The organism is Janthinobacterium sp. GW823-FHT06H09 (assembly GCF_058794735.1).
In genome coordinates this window covers 296,933-319,998 of the sequence record NZ_JBXAHC010000008.1, presented here as the reverse complement: position 1 = coordinate 319,998, position 23,066 = coordinate 296,933, and the positions used below count along the sequence as shown (strand labels likewise).

Sequence of the window (23,066 nt, the reverse complement as noted above, 5' to 3'; positions counted from 1 at the left end):
CGAGGAAATCATGGAAGACTGGAAACAAGCTCGGCAAGACATCAACACGCGTGCGATGCAATTGAACGCACTGACGCCCGACACCATGAAAGGCATCGCCGCACTGGGCGGCGCCGGCGACAAGACCAACCATCTCGACGCGAAAACGCGGGAACTGATCTCGCTGGCAGTGGCCGTCACCACGCGCTGCGACGGCTGCATCGCCTTCCACGCTGCCGCCGCCAAGAAGCTGGGCGTGACCGTGGAAGAAATTGCCGAGGCGCTCGGCGTGGCGATCAACCTCAATGCGGGCGCCGCCGTTGTCTACAGCACCCACGTGCTGGACGCGTTCGACAAGGCTTGATACCGCCGCATCAGCCGGCCTGGCATGCGTGCACGCCGAGCCGGCCACTCAAGGAGCAACCATGAAAAACAACACACAAGCGCTGGTCGTCGACATCTGGTCCGATTTCGTCTGCCCCTGGTGCTGGATCGCCAAGCGCCGATTCGAGAAGGCCCTTGCCGCTTTCGAACACAGGGACGCCGTGCAGGTCAGGCTGCGCGCCTACCGCATCGCACCGAACCATCAGGCCGAACCGATCAAGGCAGCCTTGCTGAAAAAATTTCGCGATCCGATGGCCGCCGAGGGCATGCTGTATTCGGTGCAGTCGCATGGAGCGGCCGAAGGCCTGGACTACCGCTTCGACACCATGCTGTTTGGCGACACCATGGACGCGCACATGCTCGTCAAGGCCGTCAGCGACGAGGCTTTGCAACAGCGCCTGGTCGAAGTGCTGTATGAGCAGAGTATTTCGCACGGAAAATCGCTGTTCGACCACGATTCCCTCGCCCTGCTCGCGGCGCAGGCGGGCGTGCCTGCCGAGGCGGTGCAGCGCGCGTGGTCGACACCGCAATTGCGCCAGCAGGTGCAGGACGATGAGCGCAGCGCATCGCGCATCGCTTCCGGCGTGCCGCTGTTCGTCTTTGGCAATGGAGCGCACATTTCCGGCGCGCAGCCGCCAGAAGTATTCCTGCAGGCGCTGGAGAACCTCCATACGCAATCCCGGGAGAACCTGGCCGCATCGGCCGGGGAGATGTGTGGCCTGGACGGCTGCATCCTCCCTTAAGCGCTGGCGGCAGCTTCCCTGGCAGGTCCCGCCGTGTCCAGGTAGCCATGGACCGCGCGCCCCAGGCGCCGGGCAAGCGACGCCATATCGGTTTCTCCCCGCAGCGCCGCGGCGTCGATGATGCCGCGGCATAGCGCAATCACGTCGGCGGCGGCCATATCAGCATCGGCGACGCCATGACGCGCCAGCAGCCCCGCGAGCTGGCCGGCAAGCGCCTGCCGCAAGGCCTCGTCCTCATGCTGCAAGGATGGCGACGATGGAGCCGATTCCAGCGCGAGGGCAAGCGCGGGGCGCCTGAACTGGTGCGCCAGACCGGCCATCACACCCTGTTCTATCGCGAGCGGCAGTTCCCCCTCCAGCGCCATGGCTAGACCCACGTCGCGCAGCAGCATCGCGCGTTCGCGGCGTACCAGTTCGGCCAGCAGCGGCTCTTTCGACGGGAAGTACTGGTACAGGGAGCCGATGCTGACGCCGGACAGCTCGGCAACATGATTCGTCGTCAACGCGGCCCAGCCCCGCACCTCAATAATGCGAGCAGCCGCCTCCACCATCGCCGCGACGGTGGCGGCCGATCTGGCCTGGGACGGCCGCTTGCGGGGCTCCGCATGCGCTGCAGTTTTTGCCATGAATGCGAGTAGCGAAAGTGGGTAGTAAAACTTATTCTAAACGTTCCGCAAACAACCGTCTTTGCCGATACGAGAACGCCATGAACACCTATACATTCCTGATGATACTGCACGTCATCGCCGCCATCGCCTTCATCGGCCCGATGATGCTGACGCCGCGCCTGCTGAACCTGATGCGCGATGCCGCCGGCCGCGATACATTACATAAACTCCATCAACAGATCGCCGTCGCAGGCTGGATAGTGCTTGCCGGCGGGCTGGTCCTGCTGTACCAGCAACAGTGGGCCTGGCTGCACATGGGCTGGATGCGGCTGTCCCTCACGCTTTTTATCGGCGCGCAAGCCATCGACCATTTCTGGGCGGACAAGGTGGAAGAGAAGGTGGAACAGGGATACGTGCAGGCGGGCGCCAGACTGCGGATCTGGCTGTGCCTCAAGCTGGCCGTATTTTTGACCATCTGCGCGCTCATGGTCGCCAAACCCGCCCTGTTTGCCTGAGCGGGCTGGCCCGCGCTACGCCAGATTGTCGAGCATGTAATGGAAAGCGGCCAGCGGATCGGTCGAAGGCCCCAGGGCCCAGCCGATAAAACTGGCGCCCTCCAATGCGCTGAGCAGCATGAAGGCATAGTCACGCGGCGGCTTCCGCAAAGTCCAGCCGTGCAGCTGCGCCGCCTGCACGAGATTGCTTTCCATCCAGTCCAGCTGCTGCGCCATCAGTTGCCGGCCCAGGGCCTGCAGCGATTCGGGCAGCGCCGCCATTTCGGCCGCGAGCGCGCCGCACAGCGGCAGCAAATGGTCGTTGGCGCTGGCCAGGAACAGCCCGCCGAACTCGCGCAGGCGTTCGACCGGATCGGCATGCGCGGCATCGATCGCCTGCAGCTTTTCCGTAAACACGTCGATATATTGCGTGATCAAGGCCACGCCGAGGTTTTCCTTGGTGGGGAAATGATGGTGAATACTGGCCTTGCGTATGCCGATTTCTTCGGACAAATCGGCATAACTGAAAGCGGCGTAGCCTTTCGAACGCAGGTGGATTTCTGCGCTTTTCAAAAGGGCGTCGCGGGTACTCACTGACATGACAGGCTCCTGCATCAACGGCCATGCCGGCCATTGACGAATTAAATTCAACAAGGGGCAATTATGCCTGAAGTCGCCGCGGCCAGGGCTTGAGGCATGCGCATGAAAAAAGCCGGCCCTTCCACGAGGAAAGGGCCGGCTTCAGTACATCGGTCACCGCCGCCGTGTCGGATTACGCTGCGCTAATCCGACCTACGTTTTAGGCATGCGGTGGCGATTACTTCGCCGAATTGAGCAGCAACTCGTTCAGGCGCTTGACGAAACTGGCCGGGTCGGCCAGCGAACCGCCTTCGGCCAGCATGGCCTGGTCGAACAGGATGTTGGCCCAGTCGCCGAACTTGCCGCCTTCCGCGTCTTCGTATTTCAGACGCGTCACCAGCGGGTGGTTCGGGTTGATTTCCAAAATCGGCTTCGATTCCGGCGCGCTCTGGCCCGCCGCCTTCAGCATGCGCAGCAGGTTGCCCGACAATTCGTTTTCATCGGCCACCAGGCAGGCTGGCGAATCGGTCAGACGGAACGTCACGCGCACGTCCTTGGCCTTGTCGGCCAGCACGGTCTTCATCTTGCCCACCAGGTCGGCGTATGAAGTTTCCGTTTCTTCGTGCTCTTTCTTTTCCGCCTCGTCTTCCAGCGCGCCCAGGTCCAGGCCGCCCTTGGCGACGGAGACCAGTTCCTTGCCTTCGAAATCCTGCAGGAAGGACAGCATCCATTCATCGACGCGGTCCGTCAGCAGCAGCACTTCGACGCCCTTCTTGCGGAAAATTTCCAGGTGCGGGCTGTTCTTGGCGGCGGCGTAGTTGTCGGCCGTGACGTAGTAGATCTTGTCCTGGCCTTCCTTCATGCGCGCCACGTAGTCGGCGAACGAAGTGATTTGCTCGTCGCTGTCGTTGGCCGTCGAGGCAAAGCGCAGCAGCTTGGCCAGGCGTTCCTTGTTGGCCGCGTCTTCGCCGATGCCTTCCTTCAGCACCTGGCCGAATTCCTTCCAGAAGACGGCGTACTTGTCCTTCTTGTCCTGCTCGTCCGCGTTCGCCAGTTCTTCCAGCATGCCCAGCACGCGTTTGGTCGAGCCTTCGCGGATGACCTTGACGTCGCGCGATTCCTGCAGGATTTCACGCGATACGTTCAGCGGCAAATCGGCCGAGTCGATCACCCCGCGCACGAAGCGCAGGTAGGTCGGCATCAGCTGCTCGGCATCGTCCATGATGAAGACGCGCTTGACGTACAGCTTGATGCCGCCGCGCTTGTTGCGGTCCCACATGTCGAACGGCGCCTTGGCCGGAATATACAGCAGCTGCGTGTACTCGCTGCGGCCTTCCACGCGGTTGTGCGTGTGCGTGAGCGGCGACTGGAAGTCGTGCGACACGTGCTTGTAGAATTCGTCGTACTGTTCCGGCGTGATGTCTGCCTTGTTGCGGGCCCACAGGGCGCTGGCCTGGTTGACGGTTTCGAATTCGTCTTTCAGGACGGTTTCTTTTTTCTCGTCGTCCCACTCTTCCTTCTGCATCACGATCGGCAGCGAGATATGGTCCGAGTATTTGCGGATGATGGACTTGATCTTCCAGCTCGACAGCAATTCATCTTCGCCTTCGCGCAGGTGCAGGATGATGTCGGTGCCGCGCGACGGCTTGTCGATCGATTCGATGCTGTAATCGCCTTCGCCCGCCGACTCCCAGCGCACGCCTTCGGAAGCGTCCACGCCGGCGCGGCGCGTTTCGACGGTGATCTTGTCGGCGACGATGAAGCCGGAATAGAAGCCCACGCCGAACTGGCCGATCAGGGCCGCGTCCTGCTGCTGGTCGCCCGACAGCTTGCCAAAGAATTCCTTGGTGCCCGACTTGGCGATGGTGCCCAGGTGCGAGATCGCCTCGTCGCGGGTCATGCCGATGCCGTTGTCGGAAATGGTGATGGTGCGCGCATCCTTGTCGAAGCTGACCTTGATCTTCAATTCATGATCGTTGCCGTACAGGGCGTCGTTATCGATCGCTTCGAAGCGCAATTTGTCGGCCGCGTCGGACGCGTTCGAGATCAATTCGCGCAGGAAGATTTCCTTGTTCGAGTACAGGGAATGGATCATCAGGTGCAGCATTTGCTTCACTTCGGTCTGAAAACCCAGGGTTTGCTTTTCGGAGACAGCCATTTTTACCTCATAGTCTTGTGGATGGGACGGATTCTACGGAGTTGGGGATGGTACAAGCGATTTCAAGAGCCCCCGGCAAATGTGCAGTTTTAGCCCAGTGCGCGGCCGAAAAAATCCCAGACGCGCTCGTCCTGCACCGTGGCCAGGTTCAGGCGCATGCGGGTCGACGGCAGCTGGCGCGGCGAAAACAGGCTGCCCGGCCCCAGCACCAGGCCTTCGGCCAACGCCTTTTCGGCCAGCACATTCGTGTCGCAGCCCGCATCGGCCCAGATGAACATGCCGGCCGGCGCGGGATCGAAACGCAGGCCGGCCCGCTCGGCGCGGCGGTACGTGCCCTCGCGCACCTTGTCGAGCCGCGCGCGCAGCCGTTCCGCATGCTTGCGGTACAGACCTTGCGAGAGGATTTTATACACCACGCGCTCGCCGATGTCGCTGGTGGTCAGGGTGGCCAGCATCTTGCGGTCGGCCAGGCGCTGCGCCCATTCCGGCGAGGTGGCGATGAAGCCCACGCGCAGGTTGGCCGACAGGCTCTTGGAAAAGCCGCCCAGGTAAATCACGCGGCGCAGCTGGTCCAGCGCGGCCAGGCGGGTGGCCGGCTGCACCTCGCCGCCCGGGTGCATGTCGCAATAGATATCGTCTTCGACGACGAGGAAATCGTGCTGTTCGGCCAGGCGCAGCACCTGGAACGCCTTGGCCGCCGACAGCGACGTCGAGCTGGGGTTGTGCAGCACCGAATTGATCACGTACAGCTTGGGACGGTGCAGGGCCGCCAGCTCGGCCAGCACGGCGATATCGGGGCCGTCACCCAGGCGAGGGATGCCGATGACGTGCATGCCCATGGCGGCAAAGGCGCCGAACATCAGCCAGTACGCGGGATCGTCGACGAAAATAGTGTCGCCGGGGCGGGCAAACTCGCGCGCCACCAGGTCCAGCGCCTGCATCACGCCCACCGTGGTGACGATCTGCTCGGGCGGACAGGCGATTTCCAGGCCCGCCAGTTTCAGCTGCAACTGCTGGCGCAGCGGCAAAAAACCCTGCGGCGATCCGTAACCGAGCAGCAGGCTGCCCGGCTGGCGGCTGACGTCGCGCAGGGCGCGCGCCACCAGGTCGCCATCGAGCCACTCGGCGGGCAGCATGCCGGTGCCGGGCGCGGGGATGACCGGCGTCTGGCGGAACATGTTACGGATCAGCCAAACGACATCCATCGGCTGCGCCGCCGCGTCCTGCGCGCCGGGGGGCGGCGCCGGCGTGTTCAGCGGCGAGCGCTCGCGCACGAAAAAGCCGGCGCCGCGCCGCGATTCCAGGTAGCCGCGCGCCACCAGCTTGTCGTAGCTGGCCACCACCGTGGCGCACGACACCTCCAGGCTGGCGGCGCACTGGCGGATCGAAGGCATGCGCGCGCCGCCGCGCAGCAGCTTGTCGTCGATGCGCGCCGCCAGCGAGCGCGCGATCTGGTCGATCAGGGTTTCGCCCGAGGCGCGCGACAGCAAAGGAAGTGTATTGCTCATATGGCCATGACAGTATGTGAAATTATGCGTGAAAGTGTATTTGTACTGTATTGCTATTGCGCCCTAGGATAGCAGTACGGCAGAAATTAATCCACGCCTGCCGCGCACCCCCGCACACCTATCAGCCAGTATCAGGAAAAACATGCCATCGACTACCAGTACCGCCCCCATCAGCCATCCTCCCCGCCTCGGCGCCGACCGCAAAGGCCTGCTGCTGGGCCTCATCGCCGTCGCCCTCTTCAGCCTGACCCTGCCTTTTACGCGCATGGCCGTCGCCGAACTCGATCCCACCTTTGTCGCCCTGGGCCGCGCCCTGGTGGCGGCCGGCCTGGCCGGCCTGTGGCTGTGGCACCAGCGCGCGCCGTTGCCGCGCCGCGAACAATGGCTGCCGCTGGCGCTCGTGTCGCTGGGCTGCGTGCTGGGCTTTCCCTGGCTGACGTCGATCGCCATGCGCAGCCTGCCCGCCTCGCACGGCGCCGTGCTGGTGGGCATCCTCCCGCTGGCCACTGCCGTATTTGCCGTGCTGCGCGGCAAGGAGCGCCCTTCCGCAGGGTTCTGGCTGATGGCCCTGCTCGGCACGCTATTGGTGGTGGCGTTCGCGCTGCGCCAGGGCGGCGGCAGCTTCCACCTGGCCGACTGGCTGATCTTTGCCGCCGTGCTGCTGGCCGCACTCGGCTATGCCGAAGGCGGGCGCCTGGCGCAGACGATGCCGGGCCAGCATGTGATTTCCTGGGCGCTGCTGCTGGCCGTTCCTTTTGTCTTGCCCGTGACGCTGTGGAACGCCTGGCCGCAACGCGCGCTGATGGCGCAGGCCAGCAGCGTGGCCTGGCTGGGTTTTGCCTACATCTCCGTGTTTTCCATGTTTATCGGCTTCTTTTTCTGGTACCGTGGCATGGCGCTGGGCGGCGTGGCGCGCGTGGGACAGACGCAGCTGCTGCAGCCTTTCCTCTCCCTGGTGGGCGCGGCCGTGCTGCTGAATGAGCCATTGACGGGCGAAAGCCTGCTGTTTGCCGGCGCCGTGATCGCCGTCGTGGGCATCGGACGCAAGCTGAAGTAAGGTTCCCTGACGCCCATTTGCAACGCCGTTGCGCGTGCGCATGGGCACGGCGGCGTGCAAGCCGTACAATACCGCAGCACCATGGCGACGCCTATCCGGCGCCGCTTGCGCACGCACCGCCACAAGCGGGCCAACAAATCCAGCCGGCGCAGCTCGGCATCTTCTGTGAGACTCGTATGAAAATTGAAAATCCGAATCCGATCCAATGGCGCTTTGCCGAACGCGCGGAACAGCTGCAAAGCTCGTTCATCCGCGAAATCCTGAAGATCACGCAGCGTCCCGAGATCATCTCGTTTGCCGGCGGCCTGCCCTCGCCCGCCACCTTCCCCGTGGAAGAAATGAAGACCGCCTTCGACAAGGTCCTGTCGAACAATGGCAAGGTGGCCCTGCAATACGGCCCCACCGACGGCTACCTGCCGCTGCGCCAGTGGATCGCCGACTCGCTCTCCGGCAATGGCAGCACCATCCTGCCCGAACAGGTGCTGATGACGTCCGGCTCGCAGCAGGCGCTGGACTTGCTGGGCAAGGTGCTGATCGACGAAGGCAGCCGCGTGCTGGTGGAAACCCCCAGCTACCTGGGCGCCCTGCAGGCGTTTTCCGTCTACCGTCCCGAATTCGTGTCCGTCGATACCGATGACGAAGGCCTGGTGCCGTCGTCGATCGATCCCGTCGCCGATGGCGCGCGCCTGTTGTACGCGCTGCCGAACTTCCAGAACCCGACGGGCCGCAGCCTGTCCGTGGCCCGCCGCGTGGAACTGGTGGAAACCTGCGCTCGCCACGGCCTGCCGCTGATCGAGGATGATCCGTACGGCGCTCTGAGCTACAGCGGCGAGCCGTATCCGAAGATGATCAACATGAATCCGGACGGCGTCATCTACATGGGCTCGTTTTCGAAAGTGCTCACGCCCGGCATCCGCCTCGGCTACGTGGTGGCGCCGATGCCGCTGGTACGCCGCCTGGAACTGGCCAAGCAGGCGGCCGACCTGCACACCTCGCAGCTGACGCAGATGGTCGTGCATGAAGTGATCAAGGATGGTTTCCTGGAGCGGCATATCCCCAGCATCCGCAGCCTGTACGGCAACCAGTGCCAGGCCATGCTGTCGGCGCTGGAAGAGCACTTCCCGGCCGGCGTCACCTGGACGAAGCCGGAAGGCGGCATGTTCATCTGGGTCACCCTGCCGAAACATATCGATGCGATGAAACTGCTCGATGAAGCCATCGCCAACAAGGTCGCCTTCGTGCCGGGCGCGCCGTTCTACGCCAACACGCCGGACACGCACACCTTGCGCCTGTCGTTCGTGACGGTGCCGCCGGAACGCATCCGCGAAGGCATCGCCATCCTGGGCAAACTGATCGCCGCAAAAATGTAATCGCACTCTCCACGCCCCGCAACTGCGGGGCGTGTCCCCCGCTGCCCCGGCGCCACCGGGCACGCATCTTTGCCGTTTAAAAACAGCTTTCACGATAGCAACTGCGTTTATCTATTTTTAAAGATAGCATAAAAATAATATTTTCACGCCTCGCGCAGCATCGATTTTTTCACCCAAAAAATTGGCGAGGCGGTATGATTTGACCGCTGCATCAGATTTGAGCCCGGTCAGCATCACCGAAAATGCAGCAAACGCTGGCAGCGCAGAGTACATCGAGAAGGCCGGAAGCAATGAGTCCAGGCAGTGTGGAGTATTCCCAGCGGCATGAAGCCGCCATTTTGATTGTCGACGATGCGCCGGCCAACCTTGAGCTGCTGCGCAAGCTGATGAGCGAACAGGGTTATCAAACCTATGTTGCCACGTCCGGCGAGCGGGCGCTGGCGATTGCCCAACGCGCCCAGCCCGACCTGATCCTGCTCGACGTGATGATGCCGGACATGGACGGCATCGAGACGTGCCGCCGCCTCAAGCAGCATCCGCTGACGCAGCGCATCCCCGTCATCTTCATGAGCGCCAGGACGGAAACGGAAGACGTGGTGGCCGGCTTCGACTGCGGCGCCGTCGATTACATCAGCAAGCCGCTGCGCATGGCCGAAGTGCGCGCGCGCGTGCGCGCCCAACTGCAAATCCGCAGCAACAATGAAACCCAGCAGGAACAGGCCGAGCGCCTGCGCACCATCGTCAACAACATGGCCGAGGGCTTGCTGATCATCGAGGCGAACGGGCGCATCCAGTACACCAACCCGGCCTGCGACCAATACCTGGGCTACCGCGAAAACGAACTGGCCGGGCGCTTCATCGGCGAGCTGCTCAGCCCCCTCGTGACGCAGGAATACCTCGACTACTTCGCCATGCACGCGGCCAATCCGGAAAAGGCGCACAACCACGGTACGCGCGAAGTGGCGATCCGCCACCGCAACGGCGCGGCGCTGAGCATGGACCTGACCCTGACGCCCATGTATCTGCGCCAGCCCCTGTATATCGGCCTGCTGCACGACATCACGCACCACAAGCAGTCGGAAGACGCGCTGCAGCGCGCCGCCTATCTCGATCCGCTGACCCAAATAGCCAACCGCCGGCATTTCGACAGCTTCCTGGAAAAAGAGTGGCAGCGCGCCGTGCGCGGCGGCGGCGCCCTGTCGCTGGTGGTGCTCGACGTCGACCACTTCAAGCTGTACAACGACAGCCTGGGCCACCCGGCCGGCGACAGCTGCCTGCAGCAGGTGGCGCAAGCCATCGATGCGCATGCCAGCCGCTCCGGCGACCTGGCGGCCCGCTACGGCGGCGAGGAATTCGTCCTGCTGTTTGCCGATACGGACGCGGCCAGCGCCCTGCACCTGGCCGAGGCCATCCGCGCCAGCATCGAAGCGCTGCGACTGCCGCATCCGCGCTCCAGCACCTCGCCGTGGATCACCGTCAGCATCGGCGTGGCGACCATCCGCCCGCACCAGCTGGACGACCGCGAAGCGCTGTTCGTCGCCGCCGACCGCGCCCTGTACGTGGCCAAGGAAGCGGGCCGCAACCAGGTCCGCGCCACGCACTCGGGCAGCACGGCCTGGGAAACGGTCAAGGCGATCGTTTTACGTTGACGTTTGAAGTTGGAAGTTGGAAGTTCAACGGCACATGCAACGGACAGGGAGTAGGCCCAAGTCACAAAAAAAGGCACTCCGGGCCAAGCGGGCCTGAAAAATGTCGAGGGCAAGGCGCAGCGACGCAGACAGTACGCATGTACGGCAAGGAAGCTGCAACGCTGCCATCGGCATTTTCTCAGGCCCGCGTCTCCGGCCCGCCGTTCTCAAAGCGAATCAGAATTTTCTCGACACGCTCAACTTCGCATTGCGTCCCACACCGGTGACCGCCTCGCTCAGGTAGGGCATGTAATTGCGGTTGAAGACATTATCGACCGTCAGCCGCACCTCAGTGCCGCGCCACACGCCCTGCCTGCCATTCCATGACGCGAACAGGGTATGCAGCGCATAGCCTTTCGACGGCGGCAGGCGGTACACGTTCCCCACCGGCAGCACGCGCTCCTGCTTCGCCACGAAGCGGCCCTGCCAGCCCATGCTGGCGCCCAGGTCGGGCATGCGCCAGCCCAGGCCCGCCATCAATTTATCGGGCGCGATGGTCGACACGGGTTCGTCCCGGCCCCACGGGTCGCGCTGGGAACCGGTGCGCGTGCCGCGCTGCTTCGACAGCGAGGCGCTGGCAAACAGGCGCGGCGAATTGTAGTAGGACTCCACTTCCACGCCCTGCGTATGGAAACCGGCCAGGTTGCGGTAGTCGGACAGCGCCGGCGGCACCTTGCCCGAGCCCGGCTCGTAGCCTTCGACCAGCACGCCCAGGCGCGGGCCGATATTGTCGCTGACACGGTTGCGGTAGACCGTCAGGCGCAACTGCGCGTCGTCGCGCTCCATGAACACGTTCTGGCGGTGCAGCATGGCGCCCGCGCGCACGGCCGTCACGCGCTCGACGGCCAGGTCGCGGCTGGTACCCGGCGTCGATGAACCGAGCCTGGACGACACATAGTATTCGTTCGAATACATCTCGTCGATCGTCGGCGCGCGCCAGGTGCGGCTCAAGTCGCCGAACAAGGCCAGCGTGCCGGACGCCTTCCAGAACAGGCCCAGACGGGGCGACCAGTCTTCGTGCGCCTTTTCGCTGAAGTCGTGGCCGGCCGCCGCCAGCGGACTGTTGTAGCGCGGCGCCTTGTTCGGCACGCCCTCGGAGACGACCCGGTCGTGGCGCAAGGCCGCCGTCAGCGTCAGGTCGCCATACGTCATCGCATCCTGCAGATACAGGCCCGTCGTTTCCTGGCGCCCGGCCGGCATGTAGTAGGGCTGGAAGTAGCCGTAGTTGTAGCTGGGGTCCTTCAGCGCCGTCGACGACGGGTAGTACATCAGGGTGTCGCGCACATTCTTGTGCCATTGCAGGCCCGTTTGCAGCACGTGCGACACGGCGCCCGTCGCAAACACGCTTTCGTTGCGCACTTCCGCGATGCGGTCCACGTACGAGGCCCAGCTCTCGTTGCCCAGGGAGCCCAGGTAGGAACCCGGCGAAGCCGATGGCAGGCGCTTGTCATGCTGGTCCGTGTGCGAATAGCCGGCGCTGGCCGTCAGCTTGATCCATGGATTATCTTGCGGCGCGTACTGCCACTTCACGGAATACGTATCGTCGTCCTGGTCGCGGTAGACGGCCTTGCGCTGCCACGCCTCTTCCAGTCCATATTTTTTGATTTCCGCCTCGGTCGGCGTGGGCACGTCCTCGCCCATGGCGGCGAACGGGCCCCAGCCCGAACTGCCGCTCTTCATCGCCGTCAGGGTCAGCAGCTGCTCCGGCGTCAGCCGGATATTCAGCTTGGCCAGGCTCGATGGCGCATCGATGGCGGAAAAGCGGAATGGCTTGCCGTCAGGCTTGCGCAAATCGTCGGACTTGCGCCGCGTGGTGAAGGCCATCGCGTCGAAGCGGCCGTCTTCGGTGCGGCCGTAGACGGCCACGGTGGCGTCGTTTTCTGCATTGTTCGAGTGGCGCGAGTACTTGAGCATGGCGCCCACGCTCTCGCCGCCTTCGAGCAAGTCCTGCGCATCCTTGGTCTCGACCGTGATGACGCCGCCGAAGCCGCCATTGCCGTACAAGCTCGTATGCGCGCCCTTGTTCACTTCGATCTGCTTGATCAGTTCCGGCTCGATGAAGATGGAACCCTGGCGGTATTTTTCAAAACCCTTGGGCACGCCGTCGAGGATGACTTTTACGTCCTGCACTTTGTTGAAGCCCCAGATATTGAGGCTCTGGCCGCTGGGACGGGCCGTACCGGCCAGGTCCACGCCAGGCAAGGTGTCGAGCAAGGACGCGACATTGTCGGCCTGCTGGCGTTCGATGTCGGCGCTGGTGATATACGAGCGTCCGGCCGTGCCGGCGCTGATGGCGTCGCCAAACACGCTGATGGCCGGCATCTGTACCGCATCGGCCTTGTCCGCCTTCGCTGCCGCCCACGCATGGCCGTGCGCGCCGCCCAATGCCAGGGCCAGCGCGGCGGCCAGCGGGGTCAATCGTTGTTTGCTGCTCTTCATCGCTATCCTTGCCTGGGTTTGCTTGATGCTTGTGGAATGAAAAACGCTGGGCAGAGGACAGGCGGTGCACGATCAAGCGGCGGCGTTGACGGAAGCGTTGCGGCGGAACCCTGCCCGCGCGGACACGCCGCCGGCGCATGGCCGGCGGCGCACTGCAGTCACCGGGATACGTTGCCTTGGTGAAATGCGGAACACATCATATACTGGATGAGAATGATTCGCAATAGCATTGAAGGCGTAGTTATTCCGGATAGCCGGTGATGTCGGCAATCTCGCGGTACAGCGGTTGCAGCCGCGCATACATCTTGCTGTACACGCGCCGGTACAGCTGCTCATAGATTTTGCGGTGCTCGGGATGGGGCTGGAAGACCTTGCCCCTGCGCGTCATCGCTTGCACGGCGGCGGGAAAGTCCGCATGCCAGCCCAGGCCTACGCTAGCGGCGATGGCCGCGCCCAGGCCCGAGCTTTCATACACGTGGGCGCGCGCGGCGGGCAAGCCGAAGATGTCGGCCGTCAGCTGCATGGCCGCATCGCTTTGCGAGCCGCCGCCCGCGATGCGCAGCTCCGTGATGGCGATGCCGCTGCGCCGCTCGATGCGCTCCTTGCCTTCGCGCAGCGCATACGCGAGGCCTTCGAGGATGGCGCGGTAGATGTGCGCGCGCGTGTGCACGTCGCCAAAGCCGATCATGGCGCCCTTCGCTTCCGGCCCCGGCACCTTGATGCCGGGACTCCAGTACGGCTGCAGCATCAGACCCATGGAGCCGGGCGGCACGGCCTCGACCAGGCGGTCGAACAGCGCTTCGGCGGACAAGCCCATGCCATCCTCGGCAGCCGCCGCCCGTTCGCGGTCGCCGAACTGCTCCTTGAACCAGTTGACCATCCAGTAGCCGCGGAAGATCTGCACTTCCGTGCTGTAGGCGCCGGGCATGGCGGCCGGGTACGGCGGAATAAAACGCGTCACTTCCACGTATTTGCGGCTGGTCGTGTTGATGGTGGCCGTGGTGCCGTAGCTCAGGCACGCCACGTGCGGTTCGACGCAGCCGGCGCCCAGCACTTCGCACGCCTTGTCGGCGGCCGCCGCCAGCAAGGGCGTGCCCTCCGGGATGCCCGTCGCCGCGGCGGCCGACGCCGTGATGGCGCCCATGCGCGTGCCCGGCGTCACCAGTTCCGGCAGCATCGAGCGTTGTATCGCCAGCGCCTGCCACTTCCAGTCGAAGCGCCCGGCCCAGGCATGGCGCTTGTAGTCGAACGGGATGTACGCCACCTGCGAGCCCGTCGAATCGATATATTTTCCGCACAGGCGGTGATTCAAAAAGCCCGACAGCAGCAGGAATTTATGCGTGCGGCGCCAGATGTCGGGCTGGTGCGCCGCGATCCAGTTGATCTCGGCCTCGCGACGGAAGTACGTGATCGTGCCGTCGAGGCGCGTGGCGCGGAAGGCGGCTCGCCACCACGGCGCCAGCGGGGGAATGTCGCGCGTGCTGCGCTGGTCCAGCCAGGTGATGGCGGGGCGCAGCGGCGCGCCGTGTTCGTCCACGTTGACCACCGTGCCGCGCTGCGTCGTCACCGCCACGCCGGCCACCGAGGATTGATTGATGTCCGTGCTGCGCCACAGCTGCTGGCATGCTGCGCACACGGCTTGCCAGTAGCCGTCGGCGTCATGCTCGGCCCAGCCGGGGTGGTCCGAGTAATACGCTTCGAGGAAGACTTGCGCCTTCGCCGCCAGTGTCCCGTCCCGGTCGAACAGCAGCGCGCGCACGCTTTGCGTGCCATTGTCGATGGAGAGGATGTACGGCCCCTGGCCGGAGACGCTGGTCATGGCTTATGCCAGGCTGGCCAGCGCGGCGCGCAGCGCCTGCAGCAGCGCCTGCGGATCTTTTTCAGGCTGCGCGCTGAAGACGGGCGCTTCCCAGTCCTGCCCGCGCACGGCCACCACGCGCAAGCGCCCCTGTTCGCTCCAGGCCGGATACCAGCCCACGTCGACGATGTCGCCATTCGCGCAGGTGATTTGCAGCAGGTCTTCGCCCAGGTCGTCGACGAGGGTATCGATGGGCTGGCGCAAGTCCAGCGGCGACAGGCTGTCGTAGGTGATGCGCGCGTCGTCCAGCGCCAGGGGCTGGCCAAACAGGGTCGTGTCGATGATGTTCTCCTCTTGTTTATTTTTTATGGTTTTTTCAATCGCCCTGCGGCACGCTGTAATGGCGGCGCCACAAGGCCAGGTAGCGCCGCTGTTCTTCCTCCCAGCGCGCATCGTCCCAGCCCAGTTCATGCTGACAGATGGCGCGCAGGCGCGGCATGATAGCAAGCGCGCCGCCGGCCAGCTGCAAACCGAGGCGCGTGCGCCGCAGCAGCAAGTCGTCCAGGTGCTGCACGTCTTCCATGCGCGCGCCCCAGCGCAGCTGCGCCCACAGCGTCTGAGTGCCGGGAATCGGCTCGAGTTCGCCGTCCCGCGCCGCATCGCACAGCGCCTGCGCCCCCGCGCCATGACGGCCCAGCAGCCGTTCGCGCTGCTCGCCGTCGAGCAGCAAGGCTTTGCCCGACAAGGGCGGCGTGGCGTCGAAAATCGGCAGCGGACGCAAATCCGCCTGCCAGCCCGGCAGCAGCGGCGCGGCGCGCCGCAAGGCATCGAGGGCAATCACGCGGAACGTCGTCAGCTTGCCGCCCGCCACCGTCAGCAAGCCGTTTTCCAGCCACAGCGCATGTTCGCGCGCTTCCTTCGACGGGTCAAGCCGGCCGCTGTCGATCACGGGGCGCACGCCGGCAAACGTGGCCAGCACGTCGTCTTCGCCCAGCGCCAGCTGCGGGAATTGCCAGCGCAGCGCCGCCAGCAGGTAATCGAGTTCGCCGCGCGTGATGGCCGGTTCCAGGTCCAGGCTGGCGCCGTGGTCGACATCGGTGGTGCCCACCAGGGTCACGCCCTCCCACGGATAGGCAAACACGGGGCGGCCGTCGTGCGGGTGCATCAGGCTGACGGCTTGCGCCAGCGGCAAGCGCCAGGCCGGCAGCAGCAGATGGCTGCCGCGCAGGGGCCGCAGTTTCGGCTGCACTCCCACCTGGCCGCGCAAGCCGTCGGCCCAGGCGCCCGTGGCGCTGATCACCAGGCGCGCGCGCGTGGTGAATGTCGCGCCATCGACCGCATCGTTCAAGGTGGCGCCGGTGACCTTGCCATCTTCGCGCAGCAGCGACGCCACGCCCAGGTAATTGACGGCCACGCCGCCATGACGCCGTGCCTCCTGCAGCACGCGCAGCACCAGGCGCGCGTCGTCCGTCTTGGCGTCCTGGTACAGCATGCCGCCCCGCAGCTCGTCGCGCCGGACGTGCGGCGCCAGCATGGCAAAGTCAGACGCATCGACATAGCGGCGCGCGCGCTTGCCCGCCATCACGTCGTAGATGGCCAGGCCCAGCATGAACTGGCGCCGCCCCGGCTTCCTGCCCGCGTAGTCGCCGAAGGCGAAGCCTTGCGGCTCGACCAGCCCGGCCGCATCCGCCAGCAAGGCTACCCGCTCGTGCACCGACTCGCGCGTCATGGCGAACTGTCCCTGCTTCAGGTAGCGCAAGCCCCCATGCACCAGCTTTGACGACCGGCTCGACGTGCCCCAGGCGAAATCGCGCTGTTCCACCAGCAGCGCCTTCAAGCCGCGCCGCGCCGCTTCCAGCAGGATGCCGGCGCCCGTGATGCCGCCGCCGACGATCAGCACATCCCACTCGCGCGCCAGGACGCCAGGCAGATCCGCCCTGTTCACGATGGGCCTCCGGCCTCGGGCAGCAGTTTGCCGGGATTCATCATGGCCTGCGGGTCGAACTGGCGCAGCAGCGCGCGCATGGCGGCGATGCCCAGTTCTCCCTTTTCGGCCATCAGCCACGACGCGTGGTCCGTGCCCACGCCATGCTGGTGGCTGATGGTGCCGCCGTTGGCGACGATGGCGGCGCCGGCCGCGTCTTTCAAACTGCGCCAGCGCGCCATGTTGTCTTCATACGTGGACGCCAGCCGGTACACATACGTGGTGTAGACGCTGGCGCCCTGCGCATACACGTGCGACAAATGCGTGTACGCGTGCACCTGCTCGCCGTGCTGTGCCAGCGCGCGGGCGCCCGCCTGCTCCAGCGCCGCCATCATGGGCGCCACGCGTGGCCAGTCGACAGCCGTTTCCACCGTGTCGATGACATAGCCGTGTTCCCACGCGCCGTTGCGCAGGTAGACGTTGCGAAAGCGTCCCTGCTTCCACTTGTCGCCCATGTGGCGTCCCACATGCACGCCCCCGTTCCGCCGCGCCAGCGCCAGCGCCCCGCGCAGGGCCGCGCGCGCCGGTTTTTCGTCGCCGCTGACGCCCAGCATCAGCATGCACTTGCCTTCGCCGCAGCCGCGCAGCGACAGGTAGCGCTCCAGCAGTCCCACGAGTTTTTTATGGCCGGCCAGGGTCAGCATGGTTTGCGTTTCGACCGCGTTCGACAGGCGCAGCATGCACAGGGACAGGCGTGACTGGGCCAGCGTCCGCACGGCCGCCTGCGCCTGGCCCCAGTCGGCGAAAAACACGGCATGGAACGCCTCATACGGCGGCAACGGCGAGACGCGCACGGTGGCCTGCGTCACGATGCCCAGCCGCCCTTCGGAGCCGAGCACCATTTCGCGCAGGTCGATGCCGGCCGCCGAGGCGGGAAACGTGGGGATGCTCAAGGTCCCGGACGGGGTTTCCACCTCGCCGCCCGCGAACAGCTGCTCGATGCGGCCATAGCGCAGCGATTGCTGGCCCGACGAGCGCGTGGCGATCCAGCCGCCCAATGTGGAATACTCGAACGACTGCGGATAATGGCCCAGGGTGTAGCCCTGCGCGCGCAGCTGCGCCTCCAGGTCGGGGCCATACACGCCCGCGCCGAACGTGGCCAGCTGCGCCTCGCGGTCCAGGTGGCCCAGCGCGCACAGGCGCACGAGACTGATCGACAGCACGGGGCGCGGCCCCGCCGCCACCGTCAAATGCCCGGCCACGCTGGTGCCGCCGCCATGGGGAATGACGGTCACGCACGCCTGACGCGCATACGCGAGCAGCTGGCGCACCTGCAGCGCGCTGTCGGGAAAGGCCACGCCGTCGGGCACCGCGCCGATGCGGCCGTGGCGTAATTTAAACCAGTCGGGCAGGCTTTGACCGAGCGCATGGCGCACGCGCGTGGCAGGCTGGGTGTCGATCAGCGGATGCGGCGCCAGGCGCGAGGCGGGCACCTGCGCGCAGGCGTCGTCGAAGCTGGCGTCGGCAATGCCGCTGCCCGGCCCCAGGCGCTCGCGCAGGAATGCCAGCGCATCCTCGTTCAGCGCATACACGATGCTTTCATCTCCCCAGCCATTCCAGCGTTGCATGGACATCCCCTGTATTCGGCCAGTTGCGCGCCACGGCGGCTTGCTATACTGTTCTTGCCTGATTTTCTTGCTAGATCAATAGCATATGCCGCCACAGACGAAGGGTATTGGTTTTTCATGACAATCGCATTGTTCCATCATGACAAGCACTGACGGCCGGGTCGCCGGCGCCTATCTGCTGCCGCTGCTGGAAGCGGCCGGCGCCCACGGCATCGATAGCGTCACCCTGGCGCAGGCCGCCGGCGTGGCGCCGCACGGCCTGGAAGCGGCCGCGCCTGGCATGGGCTTGGCCGCGCGCGACTACGTGCGTCTGCTCGATGCGGGCGCGCAGCTGGCGGGCGACGCGCATTTCGGCCTGCACGTGGGCCAGCGCGTGCGCATGGGCACGTACAGCGCCTATGGCTTGATCTTGCTCAGTTGCAGCAACGTGGGCCAGGCGCTGGAACAGACGGCCCGCTATGAACGGCTGGCGCACGACCTGGGCCGCTCGACCCTGCAGCGCGACGGCGCCATCGCACATTACCGCTGGGCCAGCAACTATCCGGGCGCCAGCCGGCACCTGGTCGACAGCGTCTTTGCCGGCGTCAAGGTGTGCGGCGACTGGCTGGCGGGCATGCCGCTGCCGCCGGCCCGGCTGGCCTTTACCCACGATGGCGGCGGCGACTTGCTGCGCCATGCGGCGCACCGCGACGAATACGTGCGCGTGCTGGGCAGCCTGCCCGCCTTCAATGCCCCCGCCAACACGGCCACCTTCGACGCGCAATTGCTGGACTGGCCCGTGCCGAACGCGGACGTCAGCCTGTATCCCGTGCTGTGCCGGCATGCGGAACAATTGCTGGCGCAGCGCGAGGCCGAAGCGGACACGGGCGCCGGCATCGATGCGCAGGTGCACGCGGCCATCGTGGGAGGCTTGCGTCAGGGTTCGGCGCGGCTGGCCACCGTTGCCGCAGCACTGGCCGTCACGCCGCGCACCCTGCAGCGCAAGCTGGCCGACGCGGGCACCAGCTTCCAGGCCGTGCTGGATCAGGCCCGCTATGGCCTGGCGCGCGACTATCTGCGCGAGCCGGACCTGTCGCTGGTCGACATCGCCTTCCTGCTCGGCTACCAGGAACAAAGCGCGTTCAACCACGCGTTCCGCACCTGGTCGGGCACCAATCCCGGCGCCTGGCGCCTGCAGCAATTACAGGAAAAGCAAGCCGGCTTACAGGCGTGCGCGGGCCATGCCTGACGCGTTTTCTGGCTATACTGGCAAAGTCTGACTTCCCACGATCACTCCAACCCGCAATGCAAAGGATTAATATGCAACTCAAAGACAAAGTCGCACTGATTACCGGCGCCGCCAGCGGCATCGGCAAGGAAATGGCCATCGAATACGCGAAACAGGGCGCCAAGGTCGTCATCGCCGACCTGGCCCTGGAAGCGGCCAGCAAGACGGCCGAGGAAATCAAGCAAGCGGGCGGCCAGGCGTTTGCCGTCGCCATGGATGTCTCCAGCGAAGAGCAGGTCGACAAGGGCGTGGCGGACGCCGTGGCCCACTTCGGCGGCATCGATATCCTGATCAGCAATGCGGGCATCCAGATCATCAGCCCCGTCGTCGACTACCCGTTCGACCAATGGAAAAAGATGCTGGCCATTCACATGGACGGCGCCTTCCTCACCACGCGCGCCTGCATGCGCGAAATGATCAAGGCGGGCCGCGGCGGCGCCATCATCTACATGGGTTCCGTGCACTCGCACGAAGGCTCGCCATTCAAGAGCGCCTACGTTGCCGCCAAGCACGGTCTGCTGGGCCTGGCCAAGGTGGTGGCCAAGGAAGGCGCGAAAGACGGCATCCGCGCCAACGTCATCTGCCCCGGCTTCGTGCGCACGCCGCTGGTCGACAAGCAAATCCCCGAACAGGCGGCCCAGCTGAACATCAGCGAGGAAGACGTGATCAAGAAAGTGATGTTGAAAGACACGATTGACGGCGAATTCACCACCACGCAGGACGTGGCGCAAACAGCCATCTTCCTGGCCGCCTTCCCGTCGAACGCCCTGAGCGGACAATCGATCGTGGTCAGCCACGGCTGGCATATGCAGTAATAGTGACGCCCGCCCACATCGGCTGCGCGGCGCCCTGTGCGGCCTGCGATGCTCGCTGTGCTCCAGCACAGCTGCGCGTCTCGGCCACACATCGCTGCCGCTCGCGATGATGTGGACGGGCGTTGCAGCGTCAGCGTATTAATCTTCCTGCGCCTTTCCAGAAAGTTCCCAATTGCAAGACAACACTTACCGCCACCCGCGCGCGGGCTGGCCGGGGCGCGTGTTTGCCGCGCTCGCCAACTGCACGCATTTCGCCAAGCTACGCCAGGCCGTCATGTCGCGCCTGCCCTTCCTGACCCTGCACAGCGACGTGCGCGACGTCGTCTACGTAAGCTGGCTGGTCGATGCCGCTGCGGCGCAGACATTATTGCCGCCGGGCGTGACCCTGTGGCAGCGCGACGGCAAGACGCCGTTCACGGTGCTGACGTACCGCCACGGGCATTTCGGCCCTGCACTGCTCGGCCCGCTGCGCCGGTTGCTGCCGTCTCCCCTGCAAAGCAACTGGCGCCTGTACCTGGAGCGCACGCCGCCGGGCGCACCGGATGTGCCTTGCGTGTATTTTTTGAAAAACATCATGGCCAGCCTGCCGCATGCGCTGGGCACGCGCCTGTTCAGCGATATCCTGCCCACGCACCTGGCGGCCGGCATGGCGCTGGAGGTCATGGCCACGCAGGCGCACTGCAGCATCGCCAGCGGCGCCGGCAGCGCTCCGGCGCTCGATGTGCAGGCGGCCATCACGGCGGCGCATGGCCTCGATGCCGAATGGCAGCAACTGTTCGGCAACTGGCGCGACGCCGTCGCCTTCCTCGCTTGCCAGGATGGGGCCATCGCGCACGTGCCGCGCAACGGCAAGCTGGTCTTCGGCGAAATCGACTTGCCCGTTGATGTGGATCAAGTGCAAGCGCTGACAGCCTTGCGCGCCGACTGCGGCTTGCTGGGGCAGTTGCCGCCCGTATCGAAGCCGTTTGCCTTCCTCGTGCCCAAGGTTGCCTTCAAGGCGTTGTCGGAACGCCTGCTGTAGCACCCCGGCGTTCCAGCTTGAACAGGGCCATCGCCTGTTCCAGCTGCAAGGTCTGGCCCTGCAGCGATGCGGAGGCGGCCGCCGATTCCTCGACCAGCGCCGCGTTCTGTTGCGTCACTTCATCCATTTGCGTGACGGCCATGTTGACCTGGCCGATGCCATGGCTTTGCTCGCGCGACGCCGAGGCGATCTCTTCCATGATGCCGTGCACGCCCTGCACGGCGCCCAGCATTTCGGCGCTGCTGACGCCCGCCTGCTGCGCCAGCTTCGCGCCCGCCTGCACTTGCTCCAGCGAGGCCGTGATCAATTGCTTGATTTCCGTGGCGGCCGCCGCGCTGCGATGGGCCAGGCTGCGCACTTCGCCCGCCACGACGGCAAAACCGCGCCCCTGGTCGCCCGCGCGCGCCGCTTCGACGGCCGCGTTCAAGGCCAGAATATTCGTCTGGAAAGCGATGCCTTCGATAATGCCCGTGATGTCGCCAATCTTCTTCGACGAGACGTTAATGCCCTCCATCATGCGGACCATCTGCCCGACAATTTCGCCGCCGCGCCCTGCCAGGCCGTGCACCTTGCCCGCCATGTCGCTGGCCTGCACGGCGTTGCCGCTATTTTGCTGCACCGTGGCCGCCAGCTGCTCCATGCTCGACGCCGTCTGCTGCAGGGCCGAGGCCTGCGCTTCCGTGCGGCCGGACAAATCCATATTGCCGGCGGCGATTTCCTGGCTGGCCATGCTGATGCGCAAGAAATTGCCGCGCACGTCGCCAACGATGGAATGCAGGTTCACGCGCAGTTGGCGCAAGGAACGCAGCAACTGTCCCATCTCGTCGCGCCGCGTGGTGTCGAGCTCGCCCGTCAGGTCGCCGCCCGCCATCACGTCGCAGGCCTGGCGCGCCCGCTGCAGCGGATGCAGCACGGCGCGGTGCAAGCTGTGCCAGAAATACAGCGTCGCGCACAAGGCCAGCACGGACAGGCCCGTCAGCCAGCCGTGGGCCGCAGCCGGCAACACGCCCGCATTCCACGCCAGTTGCAGCAGTAATACCAGGCTCAGCAAGCCCAGGTTCCAGCCGATGCGCTGGCCCAGCGGCAGGTCGCGCAAGCGCGCCAGCCTGGCCAGCCAGCCCGTGCGCACGGCAGCACCCTGGCTGATGACGATGCCGTCGGCCTGCCCCGCCTTGATGCGTGCATACAGCGCGGACGCCTGCGCCACTTGCTGGCGCGTCGGCTTGGTGCGCACGGACATGTAGCCGACGGCCACGCCGTCTTCGACCACCGGCGTCACGTTCGCCAGCACCCAGTAATAATCGCCGCTCTTGCAGCGGTTTTTCACCATGCCGCTCCACGAGCGTCCCGAGCGGATGGTCGCCCAGAAATCGGCGAACGCTTCGGCCGGCATGTCCGGATGCCGGAGGATGTTTTGCGGCGCGCCGATCAATTCTTCCGCGCTGTAACCGCTGACGGCGATGAAATACGGGTTGGCATAGGTGATATTGCCTTGCAAGTCAGTAGTCGAGACGATGGTCTCGCTATCGCTCAGTGTGATTTCGGTATCGCTGACGGGAAGATTGAGTCGCATGGTCACATCCTCAAAAGTAGCCCGTACGGTGAC

At 65.1% G+C, this 23,066-nt stretch carries 19 protein-coding genes; 9 read left to right on the top strand and 10 right to left on the bottom strand.

The window, feature by feature from the left end:
• The first annotated feature begins 10 nt into the window (after window positions 1-10).
• Complete coding sequence (locus AC1Q6X_RS16275) at window positions 11-343, top strand: carboxymuconolactone decarboxylase family protein (RefSeq protein ID WP_121668995.1); 333 nt, start codon at window positions 11-13, stop codon at window positions 341-343.
• A 61-nt stretch (window positions 344-404) separates the two neighbouring features.
• A complete protein-coding gene (locus tag AC1Q6X_RS16270; protein ID WP_492497813.1) occupies window positions 405-1,106 on the top strand; it encodes a DsbA family oxidoreductase in 702 nt (233 codons plus the stop codon).
• Here the strand turns inward: AC1Q6X_RS16270 and AC1Q6X_RS16265 are convergent.
• On the bottom strand, window positions 1,103-1,732 hold the full coding sequence (locus AC1Q6X_RS16265) for a TetR/AcrR family transcriptional regulator (protein WP_121668993.1): 630 nt from the start codon (window positions 1,730-1,732) through the stop codon (window positions 1,103-1,105). The two genes, AC1Q6X_RS16270 and AC1Q6X_RS16265, sit on opposite strands and share 4 nt — an antisense overlap.
• An 80-nt stretch (window positions 1,733-1,812) precedes the next feature.
• Between AC1Q6X_RS16265 and AC1Q6X_RS16260 the strand changes: the two genes are divergently transcribed.
• Window positions 1,813-2,229: a hypothetical protein gene (locus AC1Q6X_RS16260; protein WP_492497812.1), complete on the top strand. Its 417-nt coding sequence runs from the start codon at window positions 1,813-1,815 to the stop codon at window positions 2,227-2,229.
• A 15-nt stretch (window positions 2,230-2,244) separates the two neighbouring features.
• On the opposite strand, the gene AC1Q6X_RS16255 is transcribed toward AC1Q6X_RS16260, so the two are convergent.
• From AC1Q6X_RS16255 to AC1Q6X_RS16245, 3 genes are all read right to left on the bottom strand, one after another.
• Window positions 2,245-2,808, bottom strand: coding sequence for a TetR/AcrR family transcriptional regulator (locus AC1Q6X_RS16255; protein WP_121668991.1), 564 nt, complete (start codon window positions 2,806-2,808; stop codon window positions 2,245-2,247).
• Window positions 2,809-3,025: 217 nt separating this feature from the next.
• Window positions 3,026-4,945 carry a molecular chaperone HtpG gene (gene htpG / locus AC1Q6X_RS16250; RefSeq protein ID WP_076570740.1) on the bottom strand — a complete coding sequence of 640 codons (1,920 nt, stop codon included), beginning with the start codon at window positions 4,943-4,945 and terminating at the stop codon, window positions 3,026-3,028.
• An 89-nt stretch (window positions 4,946-5,034) separates the two neighbouring features.
• Window positions 5,035-6,453, bottom strand: coding sequence for an aminotransferase-like domain-containing protein (locus tag AC1Q6X_RS16245; RefSeq protein ID WP_240453584.1), 1,419 nt, complete (start codon window positions 6,451-6,453; stop codon window positions 5,035-5,037).
• 142 nt (window positions 6,454-6,595) lie between these two features.
• Between AC1Q6X_RS16245 and AC1Q6X_RS16240 the strand changes: the two genes are divergently transcribed.
• From AC1Q6X_RS16240 to AC1Q6X_RS16230, 3 genes are all read left to right on the top strand, one after another.
• Window positions 6,596-7,510, top strand: a complete 915-nt coding sequence (locus tag AC1Q6X_RS16240; protein WP_492497811.1) for a DMT family transporter — start codon at window positions 6,596-6,598, stop codon at window positions 7,508-7,510.
• A 176-nt stretch (window positions 7,511-7,686) separates the two neighbouring features.
• Window positions 7,687-8,880, top strand: a complete 1,194-nt coding sequence (locus tag AC1Q6X_RS16235) for an aminotransferase-like domain-containing protein (protein ID WP_070288853.1) — start codon at window positions 7,687-7,689, stop codon at window positions 8,878-8,880.
• A 290-nt stretch (window positions 8,881-9,170) separates the two neighbouring features.
• Complete coding sequence (locus AC1Q6X_RS16230) at window positions 9,171-10,529, top strand: diguanylate cyclase (protein WP_492497810.1); 1,359 nt, start codon at window positions 9,171-9,173, stop codon at window positions 10,527-10,529.
• Between the two features lie 216 nt (window positions 10,530-10,745).
• On the opposite strand, the gene AC1Q6X_RS16225 is transcribed toward AC1Q6X_RS16230, so the two are convergent.
• From AC1Q6X_RS16225 to AC1Q6X_RS16205, 5 genes are all read right to left on the bottom strand, one after another.
• A complete protein-coding gene (locus tag AC1Q6X_RS16225) occupies window positions 10,746-13,007 on the bottom strand; it encodes a TonB-dependent hemoglobin/transferrin/lactoferrin family receptor (RefSeq protein ID WP_492497809.1) in 2,262 nt (753 codons plus the stop codon).
• Between the two features lie 241 nt (window positions 13,008-13,248).
• Window positions 13,249-14,826 carry an FGGY-family carbohydrate kinase gene (locus AC1Q6X_RS16220; RefSeq protein ID WP_492497808.1) on the bottom strand — a complete coding sequence of 526 codons (1,578 nt, stop codon included), beginning with the start codon at window positions 14,824-14,826 and terminating at the stop codon, window positions 13,249-13,251.
• 3 nt (window positions 14,827-14,829) lie between these two features.
• The gene (locus tag AC1Q6X_RS16215; RefSeq protein WP_492497807.1) at window positions 14,830-15,258 is read right to left on the bottom strand and encodes a hypothetical protein; all 429 of its coding nucleotides are present in this window, start codon (window positions 15,256-15,258) and stop codon (window positions 14,830-14,832) included.
• Window positions 15,182-16,750, bottom strand: coding sequence for a glycerol-3-phosphate dehydrogenase/oxidase (locus AC1Q6X_RS16210; protein ID WP_492497806.1), 1,569 nt, complete (start codon window positions 16,748-16,750; stop codon window positions 15,182-15,184). Before AC1Q6X_RS16210 ends, AC1Q6X_RS16215 begins: the two co-directional genes overlap by 77 nt.
• Window positions 16,747-18,357 (bottom strand): FAD-binding oxidoreductase, encoded by a 1,611-nt coding sequence (locus tag AC1Q6X_RS16205; RefSeq protein ID WP_492497805.1) that lies wholly within the window; start codon window positions 18,355-18,357, stop codon window positions 16,747-16,749. Before AC1Q6X_RS16205 ends, AC1Q6X_RS16210 begins: the two co-directional genes overlap by 4 nt.
• Window positions 18,358-18,496: 139 nt before the next feature.
• Here AC1Q6X_RS16205 and AC1Q6X_RS16200 point away from each other — a divergent pair, with 139 nt between their 5' ends.
• The 3 genes from AC1Q6X_RS16200 (at window position 18,497) to AC1Q6X_RS16190 (ending at window position 21,460) form a co-directional block, all read left to right on the top strand.
• Window positions 18,497-19,585 carry an AraC family transcriptional regulator gene (locus tag AC1Q6X_RS16200; RefSeq protein ID WP_492497804.1) on the top strand — a complete coding sequence of 363 codons (1,089 nt, stop codon included), beginning with the start codon at window positions 18,497-18,499 and terminating at the stop codon, window positions 19,583-19,585.
• Between the two features lie 71 nt (window positions 19,586-19,656).
• Window positions 19,657-20,439, top strand: a complete 783-nt coding sequence (locus AC1Q6X_RS16195; RefSeq protein ID WP_326456358.1) for a 3-hydroxybutyrate dehydrogenase — start codon at window positions 19,657-19,659, stop codon at window positions 20,437-20,439.
• 172 nt (window positions 20,440-20,611) lie between these two features.
• Entirely contained in the window at window positions 20,612-21,460 is an 849-nt protein-coding gene (locus tag AC1Q6X_RS16190; RefSeq protein WP_492497803.1) for a DUF2071 domain-containing protein, read from the top strand.
• Here the strand turns inward: AC1Q6X_RS16190 and AC1Q6X_RS16185 are convergent.
• Window positions 21,432-23,033, bottom strand: coding sequence for a methyl-accepting chemotaxis protein (locus AC1Q6X_RS16185; protein ID WP_492497802.1), 1,602 nt, complete (start codon window positions 23,031-23,033; stop codon window positions 21,432-21,434). The two genes, AC1Q6X_RS16190 and AC1Q6X_RS16185, sit on opposite strands and share 29 nt — an antisense overlap.
• Between the last annotated feature and the right edge of the window lie 33 nt (window positions 23,034-23,066).

Excerpts from the sequence above, each read along its gene's own strand:
- AC1Q6X_RS16275 (WP_121668995.1), top strand. The coding sequence starts at position 11 with ATGGAAGACTGGAAACAAGCTCGGCAAGACATCAACACGCGTGCGATG.
- AC1Q6X_RS16270 (WP_492497813.1), top strand. The coding sequence starts at position 405 with ATGAAAAACAACACACAAGCGCTGGTCGTCGACATCTGGTCCGATTTC.
- AC1Q6X_RS16265 (WP_121668993.1), bottom strand. The coding sequence starts at position 1,732 with ATGGCAAAAACTGCAGCGCATGCGGAGCCCCGCAAGCGGCCGTCCCAG.
- AC1Q6X_RS16260 (WP_492497812.1), top strand. The coding sequence starts at position 1,813 with ATGAACACCTATACATTCCTGATGATACTGCACGTCATCGCCGCCATC.
- AC1Q6X_RS16255 (WP_121668991.1), bottom strand. The coding sequence starts at position 2,808 with ATGTCAGTGAGTACCCGCGACGCCCTTTTGAAAAGCGCAGAAATCCAC.
- htpG (WP_076570740.1), bottom strand. The coding sequence starts at position 4,945 with ATGGCTGTCTCCGAAAAGCAAACCCTGGGTTTTCAGACCGAAGTGAAG.
- AC1Q6X_RS16245 (WP_240453584.1), bottom strand. The coding sequence starts at position 6,453 with ATGAGCAATACACTTCCTTTGCTGTCGCGCGCCTCGGGCGAAACCCTG.
- AC1Q6X_RS16240 (WP_492497811.1), top strand. The coding sequence starts at position 6,596 with ATGCCATCGACTACCAGTACCGCCCCCATCAGCCATCCTCCCCGCCTC.
- AC1Q6X_RS16235 (WP_070288853.1), top strand. The coding sequence starts at position 7,687 with ATGAAAATTGAAAATCCGAATCCGATCCAATGGCGCTTTGCCGAACGC.
- AC1Q6X_RS16230 (WP_492497810.1), top strand. The coding sequence starts at position 9,171 with ATGAGTCCAGGCAGTGTGGAGTATTCCCAGCGGCATGAAGCCGCCATT.
- AC1Q6X_RS16225 (WP_492497809.1), bottom strand. The coding sequence starts at position 13,007 with ATGAAGAGCAGCAAACAACGATTGACCCCGCTGGCCGCCGCGCTGGCC.
- AC1Q6X_RS16220 (WP_492497808.1), bottom strand. The coding sequence starts at position 14,826 with ATGACCAGCGTCTCCGGCCAGGGGCCGTACATCCTCTCCATCGACAAT.
- AC1Q6X_RS16215 (WP_492497807.1), bottom strand. The coding sequence starts at position 15,258 with ATGCGCGCTGGGAGGAAGAACAGCGGCGCTACCTGGCCTTGTGGCGCC.
- AC1Q6X_RS16205 (WP_492497805.1), bottom strand. The coding sequence starts at position 18,357 with ATGCAACGCTGGAATGGCTGGGGAGATGAAAGCATCGTGTATGCGCTG.
- AC1Q6X_RS16200 (WP_492497804.1), top strand. The coding sequence starts at position 18,497 with ATGACAAGCACTGACGGCCGGGTCGCCGGCGCCTATCTGCTGCCGCTG.
- AC1Q6X_RS16195 (WP_326456358.1), top strand. The coding sequence starts at position 19,657 with ATGCAACTCAAAGACAAAGTCGCACTGATTACCGGCGCCGCCAGCGGC.
- AC1Q6X_RS16185 (WP_492497802.1), bottom strand. The coding sequence starts at position 23,033 with ATGCGACTCAATCTTCCCGTCAGCGATACCGAAATCACACTGAGCGAT.